We start from the raw sequence: 26,338 nt of genomic DNA, 5'->3' as shown, positions 1-26,338 counted from the left end.
ATTGGAGCGCTAGCCAATCTGAGCAAGAGAACGCCGAAAAAGCCGTAGGCTCATTAGTAACAAAGCAACTCCTAACAACGTCATCCAAACGAATTCCGGCCAGACAGTCTCAATACCAGCGCCTTTAAAAACAATGGCCTGACTTGCTGACATGTAATGGCGTGACGGCAGAACCAAAGTGCCTGCCTGCAACCACGCCGGCTGTCCTTCAATTGGGGTCTCTCCACCCGACAGCATTAGCATTGGCAGCACAATCAACATGACCAGAAGCGCGAACTGCGCCATAGAGCGTGCAATGGTTGCCAGAAGCACCCCAAGCGCCGTCGCAGTAAAAAGAAACAACGCCGTGCCAACCAAAAACAACATCTTGGATCCAGCGATACTAATGCCCAGAGAACCCTGCATCACAAAGGTTAGAGAAAGACCAGCCGCGACCAAAACCACTGCTGCATTCGCCCAAATCTTGGCAATGGCAATGTCAAATGGAGCAAGAGGCATGGCAAGGAGATGTTCAATAGTCCCGTGCTCTCGCTCTCTAATCATTGCCGCTCCGGTCAATATAGTTGTGAGCCACATGATCTGGCCGATCAAAGCAACGATACCAGCAAAACGTACGGTGTCTCTGTTTGGGTTGAAGGCGCTTCTTAGAATGACACTGATTGAGGGAGCATCTACTAGATCGATACCAATTGCATAGCGATGTATTTCAGCGCTCAAGATACTGGTGATGTAGTTTGCACCAATTCCGGCTTGTTCCATAGCGGTTGCGTCAATAAGAACTTGAATCTCCGGACTGCGCCCCGCGCGCAGGTCCTTCTCGAATCCGGGGGGCACAGCCACAACGAAAATAAAGCGCCCAGCGTCCATGTAGGCAGGTCCTTTTCCGGGTTCGATTTGGACGACCGGTTGGAACTCTGGTGGGAAAAACGCTGTGGCAAGTGCTCGAGAAAGTAGCGAGTCGTCTTCATCCGCAAACGCTATCGAGGCATTGTTTACAGAACTTGCCACTCCGGTTGCTTCCATGATCGGGGCCAGCGTGAAAGACCAAACCAACAATGCCATCATCACCCAATCACGGCGCAGGCTCATCACTTCCTTCAAGCCTAGCCAGAATATGCCGTAGAAACGCTGCATTCACTTCTCCTGCGCTCGAAGACATAGGGCTGCGATCAGTGTAAGAACTGGTCCGAAGAAGGCGAGGGCCAGAATGTCTGGCGCAAGGGCCTCCCAACCCAAACCTTTAGTGAAGGCACCAACGTTCAGGTGTAAGAAGTATGAGGAAGGCCAAAGAGAGCCCACCACTTGTGCGCCTCCTTCAAGCGTTGAAACAGGTTGCAACAGGCCTGAGAACTGGATTGTTGGGACAACTGAGGCGATGGCAGTTGCAAATGTCGCGGCCACCTGACTGGATGTCATCGTAGCGATCAACAGCCCGTAGGATGTCGTTGCCCATACGTAAAGAAGGGCACCAACAGCTAAAGGGAAAGGATTTCCTTTTAACGGCACCCCGAAAAGAAAAACGGTCATTCCGGCCAAAAGCAGAAAATTTGCGTAGGCGATCAAAATGTACGGAATTTGTTTGCCGACTAGAAATTCAAGCCGCGTGGTTGGTGTCACGTAGAAATTGACAACTGACCCCAGCTCTCGTTCCCTTGCTACGCTTACGGCAGTCAAAACAGCTGGCAACATAGTCAGTAGGATAGCAGGCATTGCTGGAGCCATCGCGGCGATGCTCTCAAAGCTCTGATTGTAGCGAAACCGGGGTTCGATCCTGGCGATATCTATCTGGCTTATGCCATTGTTAAGGGCATACTCCGCGAGAAATGATTGGTGCAATCCGGAAACATAACCTTCAACCGTCTCACCCTTAAATGGTATAGCACCGTCTACAGTTGCAAGTATCTGGGTCGGTTCACCCGTACTCATCTTTCGGTCAAAGTCAGGTGGTAACTCAACAACCAGAGAGACCTCACCTGCCACTAGACGGTCGCGCCCTTCGCTGGCGCTTTGCAGCGGCGATGTGGCTTTAAAGTAGGACGATCCGGCGAATTCAGCCGAATAAGCACGACTCTCCGGCCCCTGAGAAAGGTCAAGTACAGCGAATTCAAGCTCATCGATATCCAGCGTAATTCCAAAGCAAAAAACTAACATTAGAATAGCAGAACCCAGAAACGCGAAAGCCAGACGCACCGGGTCGCGAGCTACTTCAACGGTTTCGCGCCGCGCATATGCCAATACACGAGAAAACGCTCCTCCCCCGGCGTGGGATTTGGTCCTAAAACCCACCTCTGGCGCGACAACAGAGACTGGTTTTTCTGCTGCTTCCAATATCGAAATGAAGGCGTCTTCAAGGTTTTCCGCCCCTTCAACAGCGATCAGTTCAGCCGGAGTACCTTCCGCTAGAACTCTACCAGCATGCATAAATGAAACGCGATCACAGCGTTCTGCCTCACCCATGAAATGAGTGGACACAAAGATTGTAACCGACTCGTTTCGAGAGAGCTCAATCAGCAAGTCCCAGAAGGAATCGCGCGCCTCTGGGTCCACACCGGATGTTGGTTCGTCGAGTATTAGCACCCGCGGACGGTGGATCACTGCTACGGCTAGCGACAGTCGCTGTTTGATCCCTAAGGGCAGTGCCGTCGCCAACGTATGCCGGTGCTCCTCGAGCCCAAAGCGCTCAGTGAGTTCCGAAACACGTTGTTCACGGTCTGCAATCGCAAATATCCGCGCATGCAATTGTAGGTTCTGATAGACCGACAACTCGCCATACAAGGAAAAGGCCTGGCTCATGTAGCCTATTTCACGCCTCATTTTTCGGTCATATGCATCGACAGGGTTGCCAAACAGCAGTGCTTCACCTGAGCTGGATGGTAACAAGCCAGTCAACATCTTCATTGTCGTGGACTTGCCGCAACCGTTTGATCCTAGAAACCCGAATATCTCTCCGCGATTGATTGTGAAGTCGACGTTGTCTACGGCCGTGAAATCACCAAAGCGTCGTGTCAGTCCACGCGCAACTATCACTGGGCTTGCTTCGATCTTCCCATTCGTTTTGTTTTTCCCCGCCGGTTCGACAGGCAACTCCCGTGCTCTCAGACGCCGATATGCAATTTCGAGGTCGTCATCACTCCCTTTCAATTCGGCGGGCTTCCCATGAAAGATGACTTGACCCGCGTCCATCGCGACAATCCGGTCAAAACCGTCGGCTTCTTCCATGTACGCCGTTGAAACCAATACCGACAGTTCGGGGCTTTTTGCTCGGATTGCATCAATCAAAGCCCAGAACTGCCGACGCGACAACGGGTCGACCCCGGTCGTTGGCTCATCCAAAACCAAAAGTTTGGGGTCATGGATTAACGCACAGCAAAGACCTAGTTTTTGCTTCATCCCACCCGAGAGCTTGCCCATCAGACGGTCTTCAAACTGCGCAAGCCCTGTCGCAGCCAATAGCGCTGCGATACGGTCATCCCGCTCTGAATGCCCTTGAGCAAAGAGACCTGAGAAGAACTCAAGGTTCTCGCGTACAGACAGCTCCGGATACAGGTTTCGACCCAGCCCTTGCGGCATGAACGCGATGGCTGGGCAAATGCTGTGTCGATGACCAGAATCGCCAATCGGGCCGCCTAAAACGTCGATATTGCCGGATTGCAGTTTCTTTGCGCCGGTGATCAAACCAAGCAGTGTAGACTTTCCCACCCCATCTGGCCCGACAATGCCAACGAGCTGGCCGCCTGGCAGTTCTAACGAAACAGAATCCAATGCGACATGCTTGCGATAACGGTGCGTAACACCTGAAATGTGAATATCGCAAGCGTCATCCTCTACTCTCATTCGAACAGCTCTTCTGGGATGCGTTGTTCAAGCGCCTCAGGCCAAGCAGCGGCTGGGTTCAGCCGGATCACCGCGACACCGCGCAGACCGGTTTTGACGTGCTCAATCCGACTTTCAACCAAGTCTATTGGGATACGGACGCGAACGCGAAAAACCAGTTGCTCTCGCTCATCCAGGGTCTCGACCTGTTTGGGGGTGAATTGTGCCTCGGGAGAAACAAAGCTCACGTATGCAGGTATCGCATATTCCGGCAATGCGTCGAGCACGATGCGAGCCTCAGCTCCAATGGGCAAAAGTCCGGCTTCACGCGCCGGAAGAAAAACTTCCATGTAAACATTCTCAAGGCCAAGAATAGTCAGGATTGGTTCGCCTGCGCCAACGACCTCTCCGGGTACTGCAAGCCGGTAAAGCACGCGGCCGGGCAAAGGTGCCACTAAAGCGCTGTCTTCAATCTGTGCTTCGATCCTGCGTACTTCCGCCTCAGCGGCAGCAATACGGCTTTCTGCGGTTGCAACTCGGGCTTTGGCGGCGCCCAATACTGCTGTGGCAACCTTATGAGTGGTATCGCGATCTTCAAAAATAGTTTTGGAGATATTTTGACCTGCCAGCAACGCCGTGGCACGATCAAGCTCTTGCTCGGCCCTGCGCTGTTCGCTTTCGCGTTGCACAACGAGCGCTTCTGCTTCGGCCCTTGTCTGATTTGCCAAGGCTACTTCGGCTTTAGCCCGGTCCAGGGCCGCAGATAGCTCGTCTATGTCCATTTCAGCCAGGATTTGACCGGCTGCAACCATACTGCCCTCTGTTGCCGTTACCGTCGCAACCCGACCTGCATTAGTTGGTGCTATTTCGACTTGTTCCGCTTCAACCCGCCCGTTCCCTTTCACAAATCCGACCGGTAATTCATTGCCATCCTCGGCAACAACGACATACAGCAACGCACCAGCAATTACTAAACCAGCCAAAATAAGAAAAACCGATAGGTTTTTGGTCATAGCGTTTCACCTGAAACAGGGTTTCTGGCGCAGAGTTTAGTGTCTCAAAAGACTCAAAGCCTTGTTTTGGATCAAAACCGATCCGGGCACCTCAGTTCCAAGCAATTGTTTGTATGAACACTGGTTTGGGTGTTGCAGGCTCTTTCGCGGTGGGTTGGAAGAAGTAGACGTGAAGCGCTTTTGTTATCAGTTTGGTATTGAAACGGGTTGTCTTTATGGCCGCCCCGGCTTGGCCTACACTTACAGGACCTCAGAAATCGAGATTTCGAGAAAGGTTATGCCATGATACGCTTCAATAGAAACTGGACGTGCGAAGGTCATATTTTTCGAAGGAGTTTTCTTGCTATCGACGCGACGGTTTTGGCATGAAAGATACGATCAGCCCCTCTTCGGAACTCGCCGCTATAGTGGCACGATGGATCAACGCCTACGGTCGGGGCGATGGTGAGACGGTGGCACATCTATTTTCTGACGACGCTGCCCTGTCATACTTTGGCTCAGCACACGGCGAGGCCTGGAAGGGCGATGCACTGCGTCGCGGTATGGAGCAATACATCGGTGAGGTGCCACGGTTCAAGTGGCACCCAAAAGACCTGAGAGGATTTGAATGCGGATCACTCGGTTGGGTCGAATGGGAAGCTAGCATTGAGGGTATTGAAACAGGACAGATCGCGCACCTGCGTTCTACGGTCATTCTGAAACTCGACAAAGGATCCTGGAAAATTGTGCACGTTCACAATTCCCTACCGGTCAATAACGTAGAGGGATTTGGGTATGAGGCCAGAGGCTTTGAGGAACTGCTTGATGCCGCCCTCTCCACACCCCACGAACTCGGCCAAAGTGGTATAGCGACCATCATGTTCACCGATATCGCAGACAGCACAAAAATCGCTGAGGCTATAGGCGATACGCTTTGGAGCGACGCCCTCGGAAGACATCTGCGACTGGTAGAAACGCAGATCGTTGGGAATGGTGGACGTACGGTTAAATCACTGGGAGACGGGGTGATGTCGTCTTTTGATTCTGCAAGGGCCGCATTGCTGGCAGCTCAGAATATTCAACAGGCAAACGCGGCGGAACCTAACGAGCCAAAGTTGCGGGTTCGCATCGGCTTGCATACAGGCGAAGTGATAACTTCTGATGCTGATCACTTCGGGACCGTTGTCAACAAAGCAGCACGTATAGCCGCCCTGGCAGCACCAAGTGACATCCGGGTCTCAGACGCCACACGGATCATGGTGGGTGGATCACAGGAGTTTCAGTTTGTCGAGCAAATGACGGTTCCGCTCAAAGGTCTCGAAGGAGAGCATACAATTTTCAAACTTAACTGGTTTGAGACAACTTGAGACCGAAAGCGTCAAAACGGAAATCCCAATGCAACGAATATTGTACTCGAGTGAAGTCCCGATCTAGACACCCAAAGTTTTTGCTAACACGCTATTTGATAGCCTAATCGGGAAGCCGGAATGTAAAGCGGAGCGGCGCTAAGATGACTTCTGAAAGCAAAATAACTTATCTTTCTAACGAGGACTTGGAAGGTTTAGGTATCAAACCTTCGGAAGTTGCTGACGCGATTGAATCTGCGCTGATAGCCAAGGCGGGAAAGCAGCTTCATACGTCCCCTAAGACAGCCATATTACCCGGAGACGGGCGGTACGCAATGTCGACCTTGGCGGTGGGAAATGATGGGTTCATCGTGACCAAACAGGTAACGGTGTGTCCAAATAATCCGGACAAGGGGCTCCCTTCGATTAACGGTGCAATCATGGTTATGGACGGGCAAACCGGAGTTCTCCGAGCCGTCTTAGGGGCAAATTGGGTAACGGCTGTCAGAACAGCGGCGATGTCAGTTGTTGCGGCGCGTCGACTTGCTGATCCTACTGCTGAGACAATGGCTTTTGTTGGGGCCGGCGTGCAAGCTCACTCCCATTTGGTTGCGTTTTCCGAGGTTTTCCCCTTGAAAAGCATTCGTGTGTTCGGACGTGGCAAAGCGAATGTCGACAAGCTTTGTCGCCGGGCTCGGGACATGGGCCTCGAGGCCCAAACAGCCGCCAATGCCAAGGACGCCTTGCGTGATGCCGATCTGGTAGTGACATCAATAACTTTGGACTATTCCACCGAACCTTTTCTGGATGCCCGATGGCTAAAGCCGACTGCCTTCGCCGCCATTACAGATGCCTGTATTCCGTGGCTTCCAGAGGGTATGACCGCCTTCAAAACTGTTATTGTTGACGACCGAAAACAGGAATCTGAAAGCGACAAACCAATGCTGCCATATCATCAAGTAACTGGAGATTTGACGGAAATTGTCTCGGGAGCAGTCGATACCACTTTTAGCGAGAAACCGGCTGCATTCGCTTTCAGAGGGATTTCTTTGGGAGACTACGCCACAGCGGTACTCGCAGTTCGTCGGGCGGCCGAGGTACGAGCTCGTCAAGAGTAGGATTCTTTCGGCTTTGGGCTCAGCGCTGCCATTTTCTGCGATGAGCATGATTGACCGCTCGCAGCCCTGAACGGTCTTTCAAAGTTGGAAATTAACACCTCAGCCACCGTGGCTCGCTCCGACCGATTTTATGCTAAAGTAAGCAGGCACCAATTGGAGATTTTTAGCTCGGAGCAACGGAGATGGAACGCAAATTAGCGGCCATTCTGGCCACCGATATAGTCGGTTTCGCAGGATTGGTATCACGCGATGAAAGCGGAACATTAGCTAAGTTGGTTCGACTAGAACGTGAAATCATCGGCATGCAGGTGGAAGCAAACCGGGGTCGTGTTTTTAAGTCCACTGGCGATGGGTTTTTGGCTGAGTTCTCGAGTGTCTTTGAGGCGGTCAATTGTGCAATCAACATTCAGCGAGCGTGTGCGCGCGAAGCACGCCAATCGAACAGTGACGACCCACTCATTTTACGCGTCGGAGTTTCGCTCGGTGATGTCGTTGTACACGGCGACGATATTCTCGGAGACGGCGTAAATACTGCCGCACGGCTTGAGGCAATAGCGGAACCAGGTGGAATCGCGGTTTCAGGAGAAGTAATGGCGCAAATAGCGGGCAAGATAGATCTTCCGCTGGCGGATTGCGGTCACAAAAGACTCAAGAGCACTGATACTCCAATACATGTCTACATGACCGTTTCAGAACCCGGAGAGGAAGGGGGTTTTCTGGATTTTGATGAAGATGAATTGGCCAAAACCTTAGTGACAGGTGGCTGCATCTGTGGGTTGGTCCGGTATGAAATAAACGCACCCGCCATAAGCACAGGGTATTGCCATTGTAGTTGTTGCAGAAAATTTTCTGGTTCAGCAGTTAATGCATGGGCGGCCTTTCCTGCTTCTGCTGTTCGATTTCTCACCGAGGAACCTCGATACTTCGCAACTACGCCGATAGCAAATCGTGGCTTTTGTGCCAGATGCGGGGCAAGCCTAACTTATAAGCTCGTGAAGCCACGAGAAACGGCCTATCTGGTCCTGCATACTTCGAGCCTCGACCAACCAGAAAACTTTGCTCCTTCAGTCCACTCCGGAATAGAAAGCAAAATGCCTTGGTTTGATATTTTGGATGATTTGCCGCGGACAAGATCTTCAGACTCCAGAGTTTTGCAAGAAGCATGGTCAAGTGTCGGTCTACCAGACCCTGAAACTTGGGGACCTTTGGCTAAGCCGCCTGTAGTGTTTTAGTGATCGAGCGATTTCTGCTTTATCCGCAAAGAGAACATTCCTAGCGTTTGAGAAAATGACAACATCGAGCCCAATGCGGGCGCCCATAAGACGTTAGCGAGGCTGCACAGCGACCGACCGCTCGGAGTCCAGATCGGTCGGTCGTTTTTTCTAGATTTCCAGTGTCCCCGGCTCATGATCTACTGATCGGCTCGATTTCCATTGAAGCCATATCGCAGCGTTCAACAGTTCTAACATGCGAGAGCACCTCCATCTCGAAACTTTCCTTGAAGGTAATGGTAGCTATATACGCAGAGCAATCGTTCACGCCGAGCGCCGCGAAGGTTCGATTGCCGCTCGCCGCTATTCACTTCAACGACTGTTCGCAGACCAAATTGGGCATTCTTCCAGCGGCAAAAAATATGTTTCCACATGTTGCATACTTGCTATGACTTGCCGCTGGTCTACAACTGGTGTCGTCAATCAGGAATGCCTGCGGCTGCCAGCATTTTATAGTAGGCGTCATAGATTTCTGGTTTTGCGATAGAGATACGAGCGCGCATATGCCGGAACATTGAAACGCTAAAATCGGGTTCCCGCGACATGTGAATACCTGCGAGCTCTCTAGCTCGGCTCCCATTGCCGAGAGCCATTTCCGCCACAAGTTCGTTCAGGCGAAAGACAGTCACAGTATTATGAAATGCACGCATTTTTTGGGCAGTTTCTCTTAGATCGCGCCAGTTCCCTTCCGCGATTTGCGACAGGCTGATACCCATGTGGACCCGGTAGTTTAGTGGGTCATTCGGGTTAAGTCGGAGCGCCTCCCTGGCATGAGCTTGTGCCACCTGCGCTTCACCCATCAGGCCATGCAGTACGCAACTGGATCCCCAGGCTGAAACGCAATTTGGGCTTCTCTCGACGACTTGATCCACAAGTGACAAACCGTACTCTGTATCCTCCGACAGAAACGCGAGTACGTAACCGGCATATGCTTGCGCCTCTAGGTCAAGATGTGATGCCGCCAGAGCCTCATTTGCCAGCTGAATTGCGCAATCAAATCGGGCCTCGTTTGGACGCGTATCCGGGTTCCATAGCAAAGTGCGGATCCAGCCTCGAAGAGCGCTTGCCAATGGGTACTCACTTGAGAGTGAAAGAGCTTTTGACAAATGGTCGTCTGCTTCAGTGAAATTGAACCTGTAGATCAAGGACTGCGCACGTAGGAAGTGATCATAGGCTCCAAGGGTGTCAGGGCGCTTGTGAGCAGCACGGTCTATTTCAGCTTGTCGGATACCTGGCGCAATCGAAGCAACGACAGCCTCGGTAATCTGGTCCTGAAGCTCAAAAACATCATCGAGCTTGCCATCGTATCGATCCGCCCAAACATGAGACCCGGTTTCCGCATCAATCAGCTGACCCGTGACACGCAACCGGTCACCAGCGCCGCGAACGGACCCTTCCAATATATAGCGGACACCAAGCTCTCGGCCGATACGACGCACATCAACCGAAAGCCCTTTGTAAGAAAAAGAGGAGTTTCGGGCGACCACGAATATCCAGGGCACTCTGGACAAGCTGGTGATTATATCTTCGGCTATACCTTCTGCAAAGTAATCCTGTTCAGCGTCAGGCGACAGATTGTCAAACGCCAATACGGCCACCGAAGGCTTGCCTGGGCGAGATTGAATTATCGGGGATTCAGTAGCAAATGCTGTTTGTACCGAGTAAGCAGTTACAGGGCGTGTGATATTCTTTAGATATTGCGGCCCCAATTCGGTGAACGATACATCCACCTTACCCACAAGGTCTTCGTAAACCCGACCTGAAACGATGATCCCTCCGGGAGGAGCAAGACTTTCCAGCCGGGCCGCGATGTTGACGCCGTCACCAAGAACATCACCGTCGTCATCAAAAACATCGCCCGCGTGAATTCCCATACGGAATTGCATTTCCGGACTTTGCCCGCGCGCCCCGTTCCGCTCAGCCATCTGACGTTGCATCGTTTCCGCACATGCCAGCGCATCTACAACCGAGGAAAACTCTGCAAGAAAACCGTCACCGGTTCTTTTGAATAGGCGTCCGCCATTCAGGCCGACATGCGGCTCCAGCGCCCTAAAGTGGCCCCTATATGTGTGCAATGCGGCTTCCTCGTTAGCACTGACAAGCGCGCTATAGCCAACAACATCAGCCACGAGTATGGCAGCCAAGTACCGCTCCAAACAAAATCCTCCCGCGTATCCATTGTGAAGGAGTGTCAAAGGGATATTAGGGGTTTCGCGCATAAATCGCGATCAATATTCAATGAACATCAGTGACCGAATAACGACACGCAAGCTTTTTGCTTTTGGGTAAATTAGGCAGAAGCGGACCTCGAAAAACCGAACTTTGTAATTTCGACTTTACACCGCAGCACAGGCACTGGAGCAAGGTGCCGCGTATGACTGCCTTGAGGGCAAAACGAGCTTCTAGCCGCGAATGCAAGGTTTTCGCTTGGCACTTTGAAAGGCCTTCCTACTCGGGTGCCATCAAAATTCTAGGTTCAGCGCCGCATGCTTGCTATCGTTTCATTAAGGGTCCATTGGCGGAAATCAGAATGACGATACGGGCGTCTTCAAGGAAGGCATTCGAGTACAGAACACGTCTCACCGACAATCGGATTTGGGACATGTTCGCGCTGCGCCAAGGAGATGTGATTGTTGCAACACCGCCAAAGTGCGGAACAACATGGACGCAAGCCCTTGTGCTGTCGCTCTTGTTTGAAAAGCCAGGTATGGACAAGGTCATGGATGACCTGTTGGTTTGGCTCGACCCTGCGTTTCGAGATCAACTCCCCATAGCTCGAATGTTCGAAGCTCAAAGCCACAGAAGATGCATCAAGACCCATACGCCTTTTGACGGCATTCCTTTCGATCCAGATTGCACCTACATCGCGGTGTTCAGACACCCAATCGACGCACATTTTTCGATGCGCCGACATGTGGCAAACCTGAAGGAAGACCTGATCCAAGACAGGTTCCCGGATGAGCCGACAGCTTCATTCGCCCTTTTTCTTGGTGAGACCGTTCGAGAGGAGATGGCCGATGGGATCACCCTTGAGGCCATCGTTCATCACTTCAAGTCCTTCAAGTCAAACATCCAACATCCCAACATACACATTTTCCATTACGCCGATATGCGGCGCGATTTGCTCTCTCATACTAGAAAGCTCGCTTCCGTACTTGGTTTGAAAATTGGCGATGAAATGCTGGCCGCAATTGCGGAAAGTATGCAGTTCGAGAACATGCAAGCCAATGCACGCGCGAGTGCTAAGGAAGAAACACAACGGTCCACAACCTTTAAAGACCCGTCAGCCTTCTTCGATAGCGCAAGCAGTCGCAAGTGGGAGGGCAAGCTTTCAGACGAAGACCTTCTTGCGTTTCACAAACGTCTTGCAGAGTTGCTTCCGGAAGCCGACGCGCGATGGCTTCAGTCTGGCGGAGAGCTTCCTGCTTAGGACCTCGCTTTCTTAGTAAAGATTGCCGCTTCGGGACCGTCTCGGCCATCTGAGACTTTTTGCCGGATGACCCGTAACCACGATGAGCGGTCATTCATGCCCGCGAACGCGGCCAGGGTTTGCCCTAACCAACAACAGCCGTTCGCCGCGGTTTCGCCAGATGACTCAAATGTGGACGAAGCGGACCTTGCAAAGTTTGGTGGTCGAGACCGACTTTGGGCATGGTTTATGGTAAGATCCATGCAAGTTCTGCGAGGGAGAGTACCATGATCGACGCTGAACAGCGATTGGTAGACCACAACATCATTTTACCTGCGCCGCTAAAATTGCCTGTTGGTATGGTGTTGCCATTTCCGTGGATTAACGTTCGGGGCGACCGGGCGTTCGTATCTGGTCATGGACCACAAGAAATAGACGGTACTCCGGCCGCGCCATTTGGAGCAGTCGGAGAAAATGTGTCTGTGGAAGAGGGCTACGCCTCAGCACGCAAAGTCGGGCTTTCTATTCTCGGCAGTCTAAAGCGCGAACTTGGCAGTCTAAACCGAATAACGGGGTGGTGCCGAGTTCATGGGATGATAAATTGCAAATCTGGCTTCAGCGATACGCCTACGGTTCTCAACGGTTTCACGGATTTGATCATTGACGTCTTTGGAGAAGAGATTGGCCGCCATTCACGTACGGCGGTCGGGGTGGCAGGCCTACCAATCAACTTCCCAATTGAAATCGAAGCAGAGGTTATTGTCTCAACGGCCTAGAATACACGTGAATCCGGAACAACGTACTGGTCAAAGAGGAGCAGGAATGTCGCTGCGCCGGGCAGAAGTACTGTATGGAAGAAGGCATTTGGGTGAGCCAGAATGGAGACTCCATGATTAAGTTTATGCCTAAGTTTCTGATTGTAACGGCGCTCTGTACGATCCAATACTCTCAAGTAGCGCTCGCGCAAAGTCACACTCACGACGCTGAAGTCACGCCATACGCCGGTCTGCAATCCAGGACCATCAAAAGCTTATCTGAGACCGATCTAGAAGAGCTGCGGCGCGGCGGAGGTTGGGGTTTTGCTTTACCAGCGGAGCTGAATGGCAAACCAGGCCCAGCACACTTGCTCGAATTGCAAGATGAACTTGGACTTTCGAAGGATCAGGTGGAAAGAATTGGCACGATCCATTCTGAAATGCGCAAACAGGCAATCGTCGCAGGCGAGCGGTTTATTGAGGCCGAAGCGGCGTTGAGCGAAGCGTTTGCCGGTGACCAGCTTGACTTAGCCGAGTTAAACAAACTTGTTAAAGCGGCAGAAACGGCCAGGGCCGAATTACGACTGGTTCATCTGTCCCGGCACCTGCAAACAACACCGCTGTTGAGCGCAGATCAAATCCAGCAATACAGCATTCTAAGAGGGTATGCGAACGACCCGTGCTCCAATGTGCCCGAAGGCCACGACCCTACCATGTGGAAAAAACACAACGGTTGCAGCTGAATCCTTTTGAAATCAGCGCAAACTAATGTTGGACATGGAGCTGGGAAATCTGATTGCCCTTCATCCAATCTCTCAGCTATGTCGAGCAAACACACTCGTTGTTCCATCCAGACCAACGAGCAAGGTTTCATAAGGTTCTCGTTCGTCTGAAAAATCCATGCCGGGTGAACCCATCGGCATGCCTGGAACTGTTAGGCCGAGGCCTTCAGGATGTTCGGACAAAAGTCGATAGATATCTACTGCCGGGACATGACCTTCGACAAAATAGTCCCCAATAATTGCAGTGTGGCAACTGGAAAGCTCATCTGAGATTTTCATTTGTTCTTTAAGCGACCACAGCTGCTCCTGTTCCATGTCTAGCGTATCGGCGCGAAATCCTGCGGAAATCAGGTGATCTACCCACGCGGAACAACAGCCGCAGGTTGGCGTCTTGTAGACTTTGATGAGTGGGGCTTCTTGACCGACGGAAGGAGTGGCTAACACTGCTGCCGTACCCGCTAGTAAAAATTCGCGTCGTTTCATTGGTCTCTTCTCCGCTTCCTCATGGGACTACAAAGATATTGTGCCAAGGCGAAACTTTTCAATGTTACCGGACTGAGCATCAAACGGGCAGTTTCGATACAAGGTCTAAATCTCAATCCAAAAAACACTGGTCGCCAAACGTTTTGTGTGTTGCGTCGCGTATGGCTCAAGTTCACTCGAGCGCTCGGCAATGGACCTCGCGATCAACGTCGTGGTGAGGTCCATAGCATCCTTCTAAGCCGTGGCCACGCCAATTGCCTTGGTGGTGCCTGCCCATGCACCCTGACAATGCAATCACTATGACCAAGAATGCCGCTCTGCGCGGGTGCTTGATCCAACAGTTCTGTTCCATGTGCAAACCAACCTAGTAGCAATCCGGATACCTTTGCTTTGACGCAGGTCAACACCCCATTGCGGCAGCTTCCAAATAGCGGCAGTTAGTCTATCGTGAACAGCTCCTGTCTTTCAGCAACACCGCGCAATCTGTATTGCCCCAGGGAAACAAGACTTGGAATGGAGCCCACCAAGTCGCCCGCCACCTTATCGGAAACCACAATGTTCTGATCAAGCGCGCTGCACATGCCTAAAATGCGCGAAGTTGTATTTACCGCTGGGCCGACCACTGTGAAATCCAAGCGAGACCTACCGCCAATATTGCCGTAAAGAACATCGCCTGCGTGCAACGAAAGAGTGAAGCTGGTCGTTGGCAAACCATCAGCTTGCCGTCGTTGGTTGAGTTCCTCAAAGGTATTTCGCAACTCCGCGGCCGCGTGAATTGCGACGCGGCGAGCGTCCGAAACTTGATTGATATCGAAGATGGCAAGCATACCATCTCCCATGAACTTAAGAACGTTACCGCCATTGCGTTCGACTACGTCAACAGCTTCCGCGAAGTAGTCGTTTAGCAATTCTATGATTGAGTCCCCGGGAAGCGCCTCTGACAATTTGGTAAATCCTTGCAGGTCAAAATACCAAATCACCGCTGAAATAGTTTCCGATGAACCTCGGGTGATGTCCCCGGAAAGAACGCGCCTACTGGCGTCTTTGCCCAGATATGCGGCTGTAATGTCTTCAGCCATCAATCGGTTGGCCCCACATTTCAGCGTCAGACAAAGTGGAGATATCAGTTGACGCAAACCATCAAGTTGCTCGCTTGTGAAGCCCCCGCTCGCGTCGGTTGTCAACGAGATTATAGCACCTTCATAGGCCTGCATTGGATCGACTGGCGTAGTATTGTCCTGAATAAGGAAAAACCGTTTAACAGCGAAGTAGTCAGTTGCACCGCGCTCGCGAAGTTCGTCGAAGATCGGAAAGTTGAGCTCGGGTTCTTCGACTGTCAGATCTTGTCTGATCTCTTCAACGTTGTTTGCCAAAAGATAGTAAATTGGGCTTAGAACGTATTCCTCGGGCGCATCCGTTCTTCGGACAAAGTTCTCTCGCTCATGACCGCCATCCCTGTGCCAGCGAAAAGCGACAGTCCCAATCTCAGGATGATGAGCGCGAACAGTGATGTTTGCTCTTTGAAGCGGAATTCCTGCTGAAACAAGACGGTTGCAGAATGCTTCAAGCCAGAGCTCCACGGGCGCATTCTCCAAGCCCTGTTGAACCAGCCAGTCGGCTATATCCTTTACGGCGGCTGTCAGTTCCCAGTTTTGGACTAAAGGAGCTGCCATGATGTCCTCTTAATGAGCTATCTGAACAATTGGCTCTTAGTCTAATTCACTTCAAGGACACATCAAATTCAATTCTCCCTCTGCGCTTGCAGCCCTAAGGTATATGCTGATCTTGTGACGTATCGCACGCACGACACCCGGGCAATGGTCGCAATTCATCAGGAATTGCTGGCGATGTGAGCTGTAGCGCGTACCGCAAGACTTTTGCGACTGAGCTCTGCGGGGTATCTGTGTGATCTGTCGGCGTTGAGGCAACCGAAATACTCAATCTTGCCACTCCAAACGATACAAGACGTGGTGACCGCGTAGACCTTTCAGAAGTCTGGGTTCTATTTCAGAAAATGAGAAATCGGTTCGTCCTCCGACCATGGCGCGAGTCGCATCTGAAACGAGTATCTCGCCTGCCGCACCAACCGTGGTTATGCGTGAAGCTTTGTTGACCACAGTGCCAAAAAAATCTCCACGAGATTGCACGACATCACCAGTGTGAATTCCAATCCGGACACCGAAAGACGGCTCCTCGGAAGCCGATGCAATAGCCTTCTGAATCTTGACAGCGGCCGTTAGCGCTTCCTTCGCGGACGGAAAGACGGACAACGTTCCGTCTCCAAGGGATTTCACGAACTGGCCATGATACTTTTCAATGATCGCCGCCAAGACTTGGAAGTGGTTTTCGATCAGCACCGACCAACGCTGATCGCCCAACGCCTCCGCCAACGTTGTGCTGCCCTCCACATCAGTGAAAAGTACTGAAGCCAAACCTTCGGTTTGGATCAGCTCGGGTCCATCTTCGCGCGCAGCATCAACCAGTTTTTGGATGGCCAGCTGCTGTTTACCCACGAGTTCAATATTTGGAGTTGGCACCGAAGCGTGGCGATTGATGATCTTCCAGGCTGCTCCCTCCAGGACAAAAATCAGAACGGTGCGGTAGAAGACGGCTTCATCAAAGCCGACAAACTGAATCTTGTGGACGAAGGACGACCATCCCGTTTCTCCGTTTTCGAAGGCCTCAGCTTCAACTTCTTCGAAAACGACGGGAGCCGGGATCTCCGCAAAAAATCCGCTAACCCCATCGCGAACTGCTTGCCCGCTCCAGAACTCACCTTCGCCTGTCCCAACGAACCTTAGTTCATCTGATTTCGAGAGATAGTTCCGTAATTCGTCAGTATTCTTCTTGGTTCTGAGTATTTCATACCAACGCCTCGAAACTGCCAGCAGTTCAGGTGAGGAACGTATCATCAAAAATAACTCGAGACGCTAAATGGAATGAGACTTACAAGGTCTTGCAACCGGTATCTCCATTTTTCGAAAGATACAGGTCAATGCTGCCGCTGAAGTTTGGTCAGATCAAGACTTTTGTATTTCTCCATGGCAAGATTTGCATCGGTTTCAGTCGATACCACGATCTCATTCAGGAGTACGCTGACTGGATGGAATTTCGATGCGGTGTGACATGTGAAGAGTGTGGCCACGTTGGTGACATCGTTCGGACAGCCGACGGGTCTCAAGTGCTCTGTTCTCACTGTTACTGTACTCGGGAGAAGTCTGATGGGTGATGACGACGACGTTGAGGTGGACGAAGAGACGATGCGTTTGCTGAAGCTATTGGAAGCTGAAATCGCGGCCGGTCGAGCAAAACTAACCAAGCCGATCAGCGCAGATGAGATCCGGGCACGCAAGATTGCTGAGCCGAAGGGTAAGGCAGATGAGTAACGAGACTACAGAAGAGGAAATCCCAATTTTCGTAATCTGCGAGACTTTGGTGAACGGCAAACTTCGAGAGATTGAAGGAAAGGAGATCACTGTAAAACCAAACAAGATCATAGTCTTGACGACCAGTGTCGAGGATGTTGAGTGATGACAGATGATTTTTCAGAAGAAGAGATCTTCGGGCGCCCGTTACAGGATGTTCCTCTGGATGACTTGATCGCAGAGTTGCAAGCTCGTCGCAAAGAGGGCCCGGAGGTCTGGCTTGCGTTGCGCAAAATGATTTTTGAGCAAATCGCCGATTTTGCACAGCGTCCGACCGATGCGCCCAAATGGCGGGATGAATGGGTCAAAGAGAACAACTGGAATCTAGTGACTGACGACGATGATGTCGAGATCACTGATGGCAGCGGCAACGTGTTCGACGACCTCGGGATCGAAGACCCAAGGAAGAAGACTTAGTGATGGGGGACGAGCATTTCAGCTTGATCTTATCCGCTGTGATCATTGTCGCGTTGGCGATCTACGTCAGACACATCGTCTACACCGCTGGAAAAGATCGCGAAGTCGATCCAGAGCGAGTGCAAAGGATCATGCGAGATCTGGACTACAGCCACCTGGACCGAGTGATGAACCGGCGAAGGAAGGGGTAGCGGGATGTTGAATGTGGTTGTCTATGTTGGTGATCAAGAGGTCGCCCGAGCTGTGGCTGAGAACGATTCAGAACTCGCGGACGTGTCCGATTACAATATCTGGATGAACGAACGTGCTGCCGAGCGGTTTGGCATTCAAGAAAAAGGTCTCAGCGGCCGGATTAAAGGCCACCCTCGAAATCAGACGGTCTGGAGGCTCGTCCGCAAGATCGCAGACCTTTGGCTTGCGGGGACCGGCGCGGGCGAAGAAAGCGTTGAGGCAGAGCTGCTGCCGATGATCCGCAAGTCAATCCGCGAACTAGATGAGAGGGTCGAAAAGGAAGCGAACCAAAGCGAAGATTGGAATGCTGTGATCAAGCAGATTTCTGATGACGAGCCGTATTCCCTGGGCTTCTACGCTGACAAATTTGAGTCGTGGACAGCGGACGAGATTGAAGCTCTTCGATGTGATGTGGTTGAGACAGCAACAGAGGAGGAACTAATGGCCGAGGTCGAATGCCGGCGAAGAGCTGGTCTACTGCCCAAGGAGGCCTCGAATGATGGCTTCTCAGATCTGGTTGATGATCTCTGGGGCAAACTCGATACAGACCCAGACCGCTAGTACAGCTTACCTGCCGCCATTACCCAAAGTTTAACATAAGAAGTCTATGGCGACTGTTGTTGTAGTAGTGCGCGCTTCTTCTAAGCGCCTCTCCTGCTAGGAACCAAAGCGTCCCGGATAAGTATTTCCCCAACACTGCTCTGCGGAACCATGTACTACCAGTCTTTACGATAAGCATGGTTGATCGCAACCAGCCCAAACCGGACATTCGCAACAAGACTTTGCAATTTCCGAGATCAGGACAAAGCGGTCGATGACGAGAAGCCTAGAGTTTTTAAATTCCAGTATCGAAAATCGAAGGGCGCACGGCATCCTCTTACCTTCGAACAATAAAGTTTTGGCGATGAACAACGTACACTGCTCAAATTGAATTCAAAAAACGCTCTATTTCCACTAGGGCTTTAGGCCAGGCAGGATCATACTCTGGCATCGTATTGTTTGCTGTCTCAAGGCCAATAAAGCGCGCCTTCTGGATGCCGGAGGCGAAAATCCTACCTTGTTCAACACTGTGCATCCTGTCTCGATTAGCGTGCATAACCAGAGCCGGACAGGTGATCCGCAGAAGTAGATCGGTTACGTCGACCCCTGCGACCAGTGGTCCAATCTTGAGCCAATCCTGATGGTCCATTGCCACTTTCATAAATTCTGCATAAGTGCGCTGGTCATGCGGACTTGCGGTTGGAGCAAATGATTGCGCCATCAAGTCTCTTGCAGAAGGGTATTCATCGTTCCAGCCTTCAAGGCTCATATCCATCATTGCTTGCCCAAGCGCGGCAATTCCGGGCTGTGAACGCACCGCGAGTCCTTGTGCAAATCCACCGAGTAGAACCAACCCCGAAACACGGTCAGGATTATTTGCGGCAAAAGCCGCGGCAATGGTTGCCCCAAAAGATATGCCAAACAGTGGAACTTTTTCGATCCCGGCTGCGTCCAGTACGGCCTCAACATCTTCGACGATCCGATTCAAAGACACATCCTGCACGCCCCTCTGGGACAAGCCATTGTTTCTACCATCAAACCGATAAAGGCAGTGATTTTCAGAAAGCAGCGGCAACCACCCGGCGATGGTGTTCATCGTCCAATCGTATTCCAGATGCCTAAGCCAGTTTGGTGTGACCAGTAACTTTCTACCACTTCCAGTGGATGTCCAGGCAAGCGTTGTACCGTCTTTTGATTTTGCAAAGCGGACGTCTTGAGAGCTAGCCAGCAGCTTGTTCTTTGCGCGTCTTTTGTCACCATCTAAATCAATAGAGTAGGCTTCCACTGGATTTGGAATTCCCTTCAACCGTATCGAGCTTTCTGGTCGCAAAGCAACCGCCAGCGAAGTTCCCGCAACTTCAGCAGCTGTCTTGCTGACGAGACAACTTCCAATATGCGCGCTGGACTGAAGGCGCGACGCAACATTCACGGCCTCTCCGAACAAGTCTGTGCCATTTGGCATTACGTCGCCAACGTGGAGACCTCCTCGAAGTGTTACGTCTTCATCTCTCATCTGATTGAAAATCTGGCTGGCAGCATTAATTGAGTCTGTGGCTGCAACAAACTCAACCAAAGCACCATCTCCCATCAGCTTGAATATTCGTCCTTTGTTTTCATGGACCAACGGTCTGATCACATCGTCCAAAATGCGTTGTAGAGTGTTCAGCGTGGTCTCAGCATCCTCTGACATGCGCTTGGTATAATCGACGACATCGAGGCTTAGGATCGCAGCAATTTTCCGCTTCATCAGTCGATGTGATCCTTTTAGCTAAACCAATTCCTCTGAACCAAAATTAACAGACGAATAGATTTTTGTGACCAAAACTTGTGCCTGGGCATTTTGCTAAGCCTGCAAGTTCCCAAACTTGCGCTGAAACACACAGCCGAGCAAAACGTCTTATTGGCTGGCGAAACCTAGAATTAAGGTGAATGATTAACGCATTTCACGTCGCTAACGAAGGTTCACTTCGAAATATCCAATCTAATGGTATCAGTCCGTAGTTCTTCTCATCTGTGACCGATGGCAGCCCGAAGCGGAACTTCGACTCCGAGCTTTGCAAAATCTAACAAACGGACGGCAGCTACCATTAGTGTGAATGGCTTGAAGGTATCGAGCATTCGCCACGGCGACAATTTAAGAAAAAAATGACTGCGAGAAACAAGGTGGCTGAAACTGCTCTCAGACAGAAAACAGGCGTCCCCGCACACTTTCGCGCAATTCGAGCTTAGTCCAAGGTGTTTCCGGTGATGAAGGTGTACGAACTTTCGACCAAATCGATGACGACATCCAACTCTTCTGGTGTGGTCGGTGTATATATCATCACAAAGCCGCTCCACCCAGGACGTTGCTTGGCCCAAGGGTGTGCAACGGCCCAACCAGCCTCAATTGCCTGCCGCGCCATTGCGGGGTGAAGCGAAGCGTGCAAGCTGCCATCAGTATGCATATGCGCAAACTCAAACCCACCGACGATAGAGTTCGGTTGAGACAACAACATGTCAGGATCAAGCTGAAAGCCAATCGCGCCAGGTAATGATATGCGTGTCGGGCCAAGTGTGACCCCTGGGAATTGCGCAACTCGCTCCAGCAATAGCCGGGCCAAATCGGCATCAATTTCGACACCAATCTGAGTATGCGGTACGCCGCTTGTCGTTTCGGGACGGGGCGAGGTACGCTCCGGCAAGGAGCGCTCTTGTGCGAATGCCAACGGGCACGTCAACGCCACCGCTATCGCAGCAACCGCCAGTAGTCTAAAGAACACATTCATTTTGTTGCCAGCCCGTCAAAAGTTTAGAATGAGCGCTCAGCGCAGTATCAGCGCCCTTGCACACATTACTCAGCCTTTAATGCTTCGATATTGATCAAGAGATCTATTTCGTCGCTCACCGCTGGTGCAAAGGCCCCAAGTCCGAATTCAGACCGCACGATAGTCGCCGTTGCTGCCAGCCCCAAGGTCGGCGTGCCCTCTTTTGGACCAAACGGGTATGGCGCTGACTTGTTAAGCGTTGTTTCCAGAACAACAGGTTTGGTGACGCCATTCATGGTCAGGTCGCCAGAAATATCCGCGGTGTTTTCCCCGGTCACTTCAATGCTGGTTGAGGCGAATATGACCACGTCACCGTCACTCGCGCTGAAAAAGTCATCGGACATGAAGTGTTGCAAACGGGCATCCCAGCCCGTGATCATGGATTTTACAGGCATAGACACTGTGACAGATGACGCAGACGGATCATCTTCGTTGAACTCTATCTCGCCACTAAAACCTGAGAACATTCCAAATGTTTCTGAGAACCCGATGTGGTCGTAGCTGAACAATACCTGGCTGTGTCCAGGATCCAGCTCGTAGGTGCCACTCTCGGACAATGCGGTTGTCGCGCCCATCGATAAGAGTACCGCCAGCGGGGTTGCTGCCACATTGAACATTGATACGCTCCCATTTTGACAAGACTTGTTTGCGGAATTGAGTATTGAGCTTTAGTTTTTAGCTGATCATATTAATAGAACAAAATGTTCTATAGCGCAACAAAGTGTTCTACAGGAGGGGCGATTGAAAGAAGATCCCAGGCTGATCGCCACACGGCAGGCCGCGCTTGATGCGGCGCAAAGGATACTGAGGGATGAGGGCGTACTGCACGTAACTCATGGCGCGGTTTCAAAGGCAACGGGTATTTCGCGGAGCACACTTTACAGGCACTGGCCAGATGCGCGCAGTCTGCGTGATGCAGCATTCAGGCGCGTCGCAACACCGCCGAACATACCGCCCAAAACCGATGGCCCGCTGCGATCTGACCTGCGCTGGTTACTCAGCGTACTGATGGGAGCCTTGAATGACACACCATGGGGCCAAATCGCGCCTCAGGTGGTCGCTGCTGCGTCCACCGACGAAGAAGCGCGGTTGGTGATCACTGAATTCATGAAAGACAGGTTCGCAAGTGTTGAAGCAGTGTTTGCAGCCGCAATAGACCGCGGTGAGATCGCCGCGGATGTTCCGGTTGAACAGCTTATAGAACTAGCAGTCGCTGCCCCTTATTTTCGCAAGCTCATACGTCACGAGGCCCTGGACGAAGACTGGTTGGATCAACATGTTGATCTGCTTTGCAGTATCGCGAAAACCAATTCGGGACAGTAACCTTCACCTGACTTAGAAATCAACGCGACCTGCAACTGGCGCGAGATTTCGACAGAACAACAAGTTATGATCAATAGCCTGTCCAGCCCGTTCTTCATAGCGGTTGCTCCAAAAGGTCTCGGCAAAGACTCGCAATGATCGTTCTTCGAATTTTGCAAAGTTCGCTTTCTGCGCATTTCTGTAATTCGGGCAACGCGCGGCATCGGCCAAAGTGGGCTCGATGCGGCCATTCTCCGCGGCTTGCATGTTTGGCAGGTCCAGCCCAATCCGGACACTTAATCCAAGACTTTGCAATTCCGACTTGCGGACAAAACTGACCTTGGCGTCTACACCTTCGCTGACGCAGGATCCACCGCACTGGCAGCAACAGCTCTTCCCTTCAACAGGGAAAATCGCCAAAGCGGCCGTTCCACAACGGGCTTTGGAGCTCCTTGATCGCTCTTTGACCAGACGGCGCTCTGGCATGGAAACGAAGGGGCTTGGCTCAGCGCATAACCAAAGCTAGAGAATAGGCGTCAGGATCATGAAATTGGGCTTCTTCGCGCAAGTAGGGCGAAGACAGGCAACATCGTTACGATCCAGACCACGCTATAAATTGCGGATGGTATGGCATATTCGCTTAACCCATTGGTGTTAGGCAACAGCAAAGTGGCAATTGCGATTCCCAAAGCTCCGTTTTGAACGCCGGTCTCAATTGAAATCGTCTTCGCCTCGATGTCTGTGCATCCGAGCATCCCTGAACTCATGATGCCAATAAACGTGAGTGACGCACCTACAACAAAAAGTGCGGGTCCAAGCCTAAGGAAGTTATCCGCGACCACCACCCAGTTTGAAATGATAGCGCCTCCGATGACCATCGCAAAAAGTAGCATAGAGACCTTGCTAAAGATTGGTTCGACCGCAGCTACAATTCGCGGCGCCAAGGATCGCGCGATCACCCCGGCTAGGATCGGTGAAGCTGTTAAAAAAAACATTGCTAAAGCCGTCGAAGAAATGTCGATAGCGGGCGCAGTTGCCCCCATGAACATCTGCATCGAAAACCCCAGGATGAGCGGTACGGTAACGACACAAGTCAGACTGAAGACTGCTGTAAGAGTAACGGACAAAGCGACATCCCAATTCGAAAGCTTGGTCACGATGTTACTGATCGCCCCGCCCGGACAGGCCGCTAAAATCATGATGCCAACGGCTGCCTCAGCGGAAATCCCAAAGATAAAAGTCACCATCAAAGCGATGCAAGGCAGCAAAATGATCTGGTTGAGAGCGCCGACGCAAAAGGCCCGTGGACGTCGTCCAATGCGTTGAAAGTCAGCCGCTGTGAGTCCGAGGCCAAGGCAGAACATGATGACAACAACTGCGAGCGGCAGCAGCACAGATATGAAAATTTCGCCCATCTACCATGACCTCTATGGCTGCATGCTTCCGCTCGCTTTCGGACGATACCGTTCAGAAAACCTGATGACGAGTGTTATCAGTTTGGCGCATTTATCCTCAAGCGCCCGAAGATCGAGGCTGTCTCTATTTATTATACCTATCACAGGGTTGGACGATCTGGCGTGAAAGAGCTTTCCAGTGCTAATCTCACTGTATGGCAAGTGTAACTTACGCATTCGCCCGCGCGATGGCCAACGCCGCCGGGATGACGCTAAACGACGATGGCGCCCTGATTTCGAATGGCGCTGTCGTGCTGCGTTTACCAGAAGCTCAAGACGGCCAATTGGCGGATGATGCGTATTTCGATTTGATAGATTGGATTCGTGCGCAACAAGCGGATGAGGTTGCGTTGGTTGAGGCCTATGCGAACGCGATTGCGACCGATGATCTCGGCGTCCTTGGCCTGGCTGTAAAGACAGCTCCCACCTTGCGGGAATCTTTGCAACGGATCGAACGTTACTTTCGTCTCGTCACGGACACCGCAGTTTACAGACTTGACGAAACCGGCGATCCGGTCCTTTGGATATTTGAAGGGCAAACGCCACATCGCGCCGCCTTGGAATTGCGCAACGAATGCGCGCTTGCCGCCTTTGCACGGAATATGTATCGGTTTGTGGGTGCTGGATTGTCGCTCGAATATGTCGCGTTCAAACATGCGTGCCGACAAGAGCATGAACGTTACGCCCAGCATTTTGCTTGTCCCGTGCAATTTGGTACTGACCACAACGCCATTGCTATGCGCCCTGCTATGCTGGAAAGCGAAAATCGTCTTGGCGATCCGGGCTTGTCAGATTTCATGACGAAGCACCTGGATGAGGAGTTCAACTCTCGCGATGACGACACCTCACTGAGCCAAGCAATTGTCCACCGGCTTACGCCAGCCCTAAGTAACGGCGCACCGCAGGCGGCGCATGTCGCCCAAGAGATGGGAATGAGCGAGCGCACTCTTTACCGCAGGTTGGCCGAAGAAGGGCTGACCTATCGCGACGTTCTTGGTCAGGCACAAGTTGCACTCGCTCGTGACCTGCTCCGTGACGGTAAGGCTTCCATAGCCGAGATCGCCTTTATGACCGGGTTTTCGGAACAGAGCACGTTCAGCCGCGCCTTCAAGCGCTGGGTTGGCCAGGCTCCGGCACGATTCAGGCAGCAAGCGACCTCCGACTAGGCACACACCTCAAGACCACATGGCAGGTTCGGCCAAAACCTTGGCAGGGCGGGCCGATACCTCAATCGATGTGGTGCATAACTTCTTCTTTGTCAGATCCACCTGGGGCGCTGCCGAGTAAAGCAAACCCATTTGCCCCTCTCAGACAAAGGAAATTTGCAATGAGCAATCATGACCACAAACATGGAGCAAGCTGCGCTTGCGACGTCACGCCCGAACGCGTTGATATGGCGCGCCGGCGACTCTTGCAACAAGCCGCCGGTGCGGCCGCGGCAGGTACAACAATAGTGGCTGGCGGGCAGGCCCTTGCCGCGACCGACGAAGCACGCGCCTACTATGCTGACCCGGAAAATCCAGGCCTTCCCCAAATCGACATGACCATCGAGCCGGGGCGTACTGCGCTTGTGGTGACCGACCCCCAGATTGATTTTTTGTCAGAGGACGGTGTGACGTGGGGCGTCGTTGGCGAAAGCGTGACCGAACAGGGCACGGTCGACAATATCGAACGGCTTTTCATTGCCGCCAAGGCTGCGGGGATGCCGGTCTTCATCTCGCCCCACTATTACTACCCACATGACCACAAATGGGAGTTCGAGGGCACTCTGGAAGCGACGATGCACAGCATCGGCATGTTTGACCGCCTGGGACCGCTCAATTTGGACAACTTCGAGGGCTCAGGTGCCGACTGGATGCCGCAATACAAGAAGTACATCGAGGATGGCGAAACCATCATTTGCTCGCCACACAAGGTTTACAGCCCTGCTCAGAATGACCTGAACCTGCAATTGCGTAAACGCAAGATCGACAAGGTGATCCTCGCGGGGATGTCGGCGAACCTGTGTACGCAGGCGCATCTCTACGAGCTGCTGGAGCTGGGCTACGAAGTCGCTGTCGTTCGCGATGCCACAGCCGGGGCCAAGGTGCCTGAAGGTGACGGGTATCTCGCCGCCATCATCAACTTCCGCATGGTCGCCAACGGCGTCTGGTGGACCGACGACGCGGTTGAGCGCATTGGCCAATCGGCCTGACC

General features: G+C 52.1%; 24 protein-coding genes. 12 read left to right on the top strand and 12 right to left on the bottom strand.

Going from position 1 to position 26,338, the window contains the following annotated elements; genetic code table 11:
• Positions 1-9 precede the first annotated feature (9 nt).
• The 3 genes from ACR0J8_RS21770 to ACR0J8_RS21760 are packed head-to-tail and all read right to left on the bottom strand — an operon-like array spanning position 10 to position 4,826.
• A complete protein-coding gene (locus tag ACR0J8_RS21770; RefSeq protein ID WP_480892290.1) occupies positions 10-1,134 on the bottom strand; it encodes an ABC transporter permease in 1,125 nt (374 codons plus the stop codon).
• Positions 1,135-3,834: a ribosome-associated ATPase/putative transporter RbbA gene (rbbA, locus tag ACR0J8_RS21765; protein ID WP_480892288.1), complete on the bottom strand. Its 2,700-nt coding sequence runs from the start codon at positions 3,832-3,834 to the stop codon at positions 1,135-1,137.
• Entirely contained in the window at positions 3,831-4,826 is a 996-nt protein-coding gene (locus ACR0J8_RS21760) for an HlyD family secretion protein (RefSeq protein ID WP_480892285.1), read from the bottom strand. The genes rbbA and ACR0J8_RS21760 overlap by 4 nt, the downstream gene beginning before the upstream one ends.
• Positions 4,827-5,191: 365 nt before the next feature.
• Here ACR0J8_RS21760 and ACR0J8_RS21755 point away from each other — a divergent pair, with 365 nt between their 5' ends.
• From ACR0J8_RS21755 to ACR0J8_RS21745, 3 genes are all read left to right on the top strand, one after another.
• Positions 5,192-6,172, top strand: a complete 981-nt coding sequence (locus tag ACR0J8_RS21755) for a nuclear transport factor 2 family protein (RefSeq protein WP_480892282.1) — start codon at positions 5,192-5,194, stop codon at positions 6,170-6,172.
• A 143-nt stretch (positions 6,173-6,315) separates the two neighbouring features.
• Positions 6,316-7,269: an ornithine cyclodeaminase family protein gene (locus ACR0J8_RS21750; RefSeq protein ID WP_480892279.1), complete on the top strand. Its 954-nt coding sequence runs from the start codon at positions 6,316-6,318 to the stop codon at positions 7,267-7,269.
• A gap of 182 nt (positions 7,270-7,451) precedes the next feature.
• The gene (locus ACR0J8_RS21745; protein WP_170458412.1) at positions 7,452-8,501 is read left to right on the top strand and encodes a GFA family protein; all 1,050 of its coding nucleotides are present in this window, start codon (positions 7,452-7,454) and stop codon (positions 8,499-8,501) included.
• Positions 8,502-8,959: 458 nt separating this feature from the next.
• Here ACR0J8_RS21745 and ACR0J8_RS21740 read toward each other — a convergent pair whose 3' ends face one another.
• Entirely contained in the window at positions 8,960-10,684 is a 1,725-nt protein-coding gene (locus ACR0J8_RS21740; RefSeq protein ID WP_480892275.1) for an adenylate/guanylate cyclase domain-containing protein, read from the bottom strand.
• Positions 10,685-11,142: 458 nt separating this feature from the next.
• Between ACR0J8_RS21740 and ACR0J8_RS21735 the strand changes: the two genes are divergently transcribed.
• The 3 genes from ACR0J8_RS21735 to ACR0J8_RS21725 all read left to right on the top strand — a co-directional run bounded on the left by ACR0J8_RS21735 (position 11,143) and on the right by ACR0J8_RS21725 (position 13,447).
• Positions 11,143-11,970: a sulfotransferase domain-containing protein gene (locus tag ACR0J8_RS21735; protein ID WP_480892272.1), complete on the top strand. Its 828-nt coding sequence runs from the start codon at positions 11,143-11,145 to the stop codon at positions 11,968-11,970.
• A gap of 266 nt (positions 11,971-12,236) precedes the next feature.
• Complete coding sequence (locus ACR0J8_RS21730) at positions 12,237-12,725, top strand: RidA family protein (protein WP_480892269.1); 489 nt, start codon at positions 12,237-12,239, stop codon at positions 12,723-12,725.
• Between the two features lie 74 nt (positions 12,726-12,799).
• Positions 12,800-13,447, top strand: coding sequence for a Spy/CpxP family protein refolding chaperone (locus ACR0J8_RS21725; RefSeq protein ID WP_480892266.1), 648 nt, complete (start codon positions 12,800-12,802; stop codon positions 13,445-13,447).
• Positions 13,448-13,519: 72 nt separating this feature from the next.
• Here ACR0J8_RS21725 and ACR0J8_RS21720 read toward each other — a convergent pair whose 3' ends face one another.
• The 3 genes from ACR0J8_RS21720 to ACR0J8_RS21710 form a co-directional block, all read right to left on the bottom strand.
• Positions 13,520-13,969 (bottom strand): DUF411 domain-containing protein, encoded by a 450-nt coding sequence (locus ACR0J8_RS21720; protein WP_480892264.1) that lies wholly within the window; start codon positions 13,967-13,969, stop codon positions 13,520-13,522.
• A gap of 437 nt (positions 13,970-14,406) precedes the next feature.
• Positions 14,407-15,642, bottom strand: coding sequence for an adenylate/guanylate cyclase domain-containing protein (locus ACR0J8_RS21715; RefSeq protein ID WP_480892262.1), 1,236 nt, complete (start codon positions 15,640-15,642; stop codon positions 14,407-14,409).
• Between the two features lie 264 nt (positions 15,643-15,906).
• The gene (locus ACR0J8_RS21710) at positions 15,907-16,881 is read right to left on the bottom strand and encodes an adenylate/guanylate cyclase domain-containing protein (RefSeq protein WP_480892259.1); all 975 of its coding nucleotides are present in this window, start codon (positions 16,879-16,881) and stop codon (positions 15,907-15,909) included.
• 309 nt (positions 16,882-17,190) lie between these two features.
• Between ACR0J8_RS21710 and ACR0J8_RS21705 the strand changes: the two genes are divergently transcribed.
• From ACR0J8_RS21705 to ACR0J8_RS21695, 3 genes are all read left to right on the top strand, one after another.
• Positions 17,191-17,355 (top strand): hypothetical protein, encoded by a 165-nt coding sequence (locus ACR0J8_RS21705; protein ID WP_010443179.1) that lies wholly within the window; start codon positions 17,191-17,193, stop codon positions 17,353-17,355.
• A 144-nt stretch (positions 17,356-17,499) separates the two neighbouring features.
• Positions 17,500-17,811, top strand: coding sequence for a hypothetical protein (locus ACR0J8_RS21700; protein ID WP_480892257.1), 312 nt, complete (start codon positions 17,500-17,502; stop codon positions 17,809-17,811).
• A gap of 195 nt (positions 17,812-18,006) precedes the next feature.
• Positions 18,007-18,603 carry a hypothetical protein gene (locus tag ACR0J8_RS21695; RefSeq protein ID WP_480892255.1) on the top strand — a complete coding sequence of 199 codons (597 nt, stop codon included), beginning with the start codon at positions 18,007-18,009 and terminating at the stop codon, positions 18,601-18,603.
• Positions 18,604-18,964: 361 nt separating this feature from the next.
• Here the strand turns inward: ACR0J8_RS21695 and ACR0J8_RS21690 are convergent, their stop codons facing one another.
• The 3 genes from ACR0J8_RS21690 to ACR0J8_RS21680 all read right to left on the bottom strand — a co-directional run bounded on the left by ACR0J8_RS21690 (position 18,965) and on the right by ACR0J8_RS21680 (position 22,003).
• On the bottom strand, positions 18,965-20,329 hold the full coding sequence (locus ACR0J8_RS21690; protein ID WP_480527437.1) for an alpha/beta fold hydrolase: 1,365 nt from the start codon (positions 20,327-20,329) through the stop codon (positions 18,965-18,967).
• A gap of 478 nt (positions 20,330-20,807) precedes the next feature.
• Positions 20,808-21,263, bottom strand: a complete 456-nt coding sequence (locus tag ACR0J8_RS21685; RefSeq protein WP_480527439.1) for a luciferase domain-containing protein — start codon at positions 21,261-21,263, stop codon at positions 20,808-20,810.
• A 149-nt stretch (positions 21,264-21,412) separates the two neighbouring features.
• Entirely contained in the window at positions 21,413-22,003 is a 591-nt protein-coding gene (locus tag ACR0J8_RS21680) for a YceI family protein (RefSeq protein WP_480892251.1), read from the bottom strand.
• A 124-nt stretch (positions 22,004-22,127) separates the two neighbouring features.
• Here ACR0J8_RS21680 and ACR0J8_RS21675 point away from each other — a divergent pair, with 124 nt between their 5' ends.
• The gene (locus tag ACR0J8_RS21675) at positions 22,128-22,709 is read left to right on the top strand and encodes a TetR/AcrR family transcriptional regulator (RefSeq protein WP_480892249.1); all 582 of its coding nucleotides are present in this window, start codon (positions 22,128-22,130) and stop codon (positions 22,707-22,709) included.
• 12 nt (positions 22,710-22,721) lie between these two features.
• Here ACR0J8_RS21675 and ACR0J8_RS21670 read toward each other — a convergent pair whose 3' ends face one another.
• Both ACR0J8_RS21670 and ACR0J8_RS21665 read right to left on the bottom strand, forming a co-directional pair.
• Positions 22,722-23,174, bottom strand: a complete 453-nt coding sequence (locus ACR0J8_RS21670) for a hypothetical protein (protein ID WP_480892247.1) — start codon at positions 23,172-23,174, stop codon at positions 22,722-22,724.
• Positions 23,175-23,230: 56 nt separating this feature from the next.
• Positions 23,231-24,103: a bile acid:sodium symporter family protein gene (locus tag ACR0J8_RS21665; protein ID WP_480527447.1), complete on the bottom strand. Its 873-nt coding sequence runs from the start codon at positions 24,101-24,103 to the stop codon at positions 23,231-23,233.
• A gap of 227 nt (positions 24,104-24,330) precedes the next feature.
• Here ACR0J8_RS21665 and ACR0J8_RS21660 point away from each other — a divergent pair, with 227 nt between their 5' ends.
• Positions 24,331-25,308 carry an AraC family transcriptional regulator gene (locus ACR0J8_RS21660; RefSeq protein WP_237217123.1) on the top strand — a complete coding sequence of 326 codons (978 nt, stop codon included), beginning with the start codon at positions 24,331-24,333 and terminating at the stop codon, positions 25,306-25,308.
• A 161-nt stretch (positions 25,309-25,469) separates the two neighbouring features.
• Positions 25,470-26,336, top strand: coding sequence for a cysteine hydrolase family protein (locus ACR0J8_RS21655; protein ID WP_058282012.1), 867 nt, complete (start codon positions 25,470-25,472; stop codon positions 26,334-26,336).
• Positions 26,337-26,338 lie beyond the last annotated feature (2 nt).

The organism is Ruegeria sp. N11 (genome assembly GCF_056531525.1).
Note: the sequence above shows the minus strand (reverse complement) of the source record. Positions and strands in the feature narration are given on the sequence as shown.

Excerpts from the sequence above, each read along its gene's own strand:
- ACR0J8_RS21720 (WP_480892264.1), bottom strand. The coding sequence starts at position 13,969 with ATGAAACGACGCGAATTTTTACTAGCGGGTACGGCAGCAGTGTTAGCC.
- ACR0J8_RS21735 (WP_480892272.1), top strand. The coding sequence starts at position 11,143 with ATGTTCGCGCTGCGCCAAGGAGATGTGATTGTTGCAACACCGCCAAAG.
- ACR0J8_RS21750 (WP_480892279.1), top strand. The coding sequence starts at position 6,316 with ATGACTTCTGAAAGCAAAATAACTTATCTTTCTAACGAGGACTTGGAA.
- ACR0J8_RS21745 (WP_170458412.1), top strand. The coding sequence starts at position 7,452 with ATGGAACGCAAATTAGCGGCCATTCTGGCCACCGATATAGTCGGTTTC.
- ACR0J8_RS21705 (WP_010443179.1), top strand. The coding sequence starts at position 17,191 with ATGGGTGATGACGACGACGTTGAGGTGGACGAAGAGACGATGCGTTTG.
- ACR0J8_RS21665 (WP_480527447.1), bottom strand. The coding sequence starts at position 24,103 with ATGGGCGAAATTTTCATATCTGTGCTGCTGCCGCTCGCAGTTGTTGTC.
- ACR0J8_RS21730 (WP_480892269.1), top strand. The coding sequence starts at position 12,237 with ATGATCGACGCTGAACAGCGATTGGTAGACCACAACATCATTTTACCT.
- ACR0J8_RS21770 (WP_480892290.1), bottom strand. The coding sequence starts at position 1,134 with ATGCAGCGTTTCTACGGCATATTCTGGCTAGGCTTGAAGGAAGTGATG.
- ACR0J8_RS21655 (WP_058282012.1), top strand. The coding sequence starts at position 25,470 with ATGAGCAATCATGACCACAAACATGGAGCAAGCTGCGCTTGCGACGTC.
- ACR0J8_RS21690 (WP_480527437.1), bottom strand. The coding sequence starts at position 20,329 with ATGAAGCGGAAAATTGCTGCGATCCTAAGCCTCGATGTCGTCGATTAT.
- rbbA (WP_480892288.1), bottom strand. The coding sequence starts at position 3,834 with ATGAGAGTAGAGGATGACGCTTGCGATATTCACATTTCAGGTGTTACG.
- ACR0J8_RS21680 (WP_480892251.1), bottom strand. The coding sequence starts at position 22,003 with ATGTTCAATGTGGCAGCAACCCCGCTGGCGGTACTCTTATCGATGGGC.
- ACR0J8_RS21660 (WP_237217123.1), top strand. The coding sequence starts at position 24,331 with ATGGCCAACGCCGCCGGGATGACGCTAAACGACGATGGCGCCCTGATT.
- ACR0J8_RS21700 (WP_480892257.1), top strand. The coding sequence starts at position 17,500 with ATGACAGATGATTTTTCAGAAGAAGAGATCTTCGGGCGCCCGTTACAG.
- ACR0J8_RS21725 (WP_480892266.1), top strand. The coding sequence starts at position 12,800 with ATGGAAGAAGGCATTTGGGTGAGCCAGAATGGAGACTCCATGATTAAG.
- ACR0J8_RS21710 (WP_480892259.1), bottom strand. The coding sequence starts at position 16,881 with ATGATACGTTCCTCACCTGAACTGCTGGCAGTTTCGAGGCGTTGGTAT.
- ACR0J8_RS21760 (WP_480892285.1), bottom strand. The coding sequence starts at position 4,826 with ATGACCAAAAACCTATCGGTTTTTCTTATTTTGGCTGGTTTAGTAATT.
- ACR0J8_RS21715 (WP_480892262.1), bottom strand. The coding sequence starts at position 15,642 with ATGGCAGCTCCTTTAGTCCAAAACTGGGAACTGACAGCCGCCGTAAAG.
- ACR0J8_RS21695 (WP_480892255.1), top strand. The coding sequence starts at position 18,007 with ATGTTGAATGTGGTTGTCTATGTTGGTGATCAAGAGGTCGCCCGAGCT.
- ACR0J8_RS21755 (WP_480892282.1), top strand. The coding sequence starts at position 5,192 with ATGAAAGATACGATCAGCCCCTCTTCGGAACTCGCCGCTATAGTGGCA.
- ACR0J8_RS21670 (WP_480892247.1), bottom strand. The coding sequence starts at position 23,174 with ATGCCAGAGCGCCGTCTGGTCAAAGAGCGATCAAGGAGCTCCAAAGCC.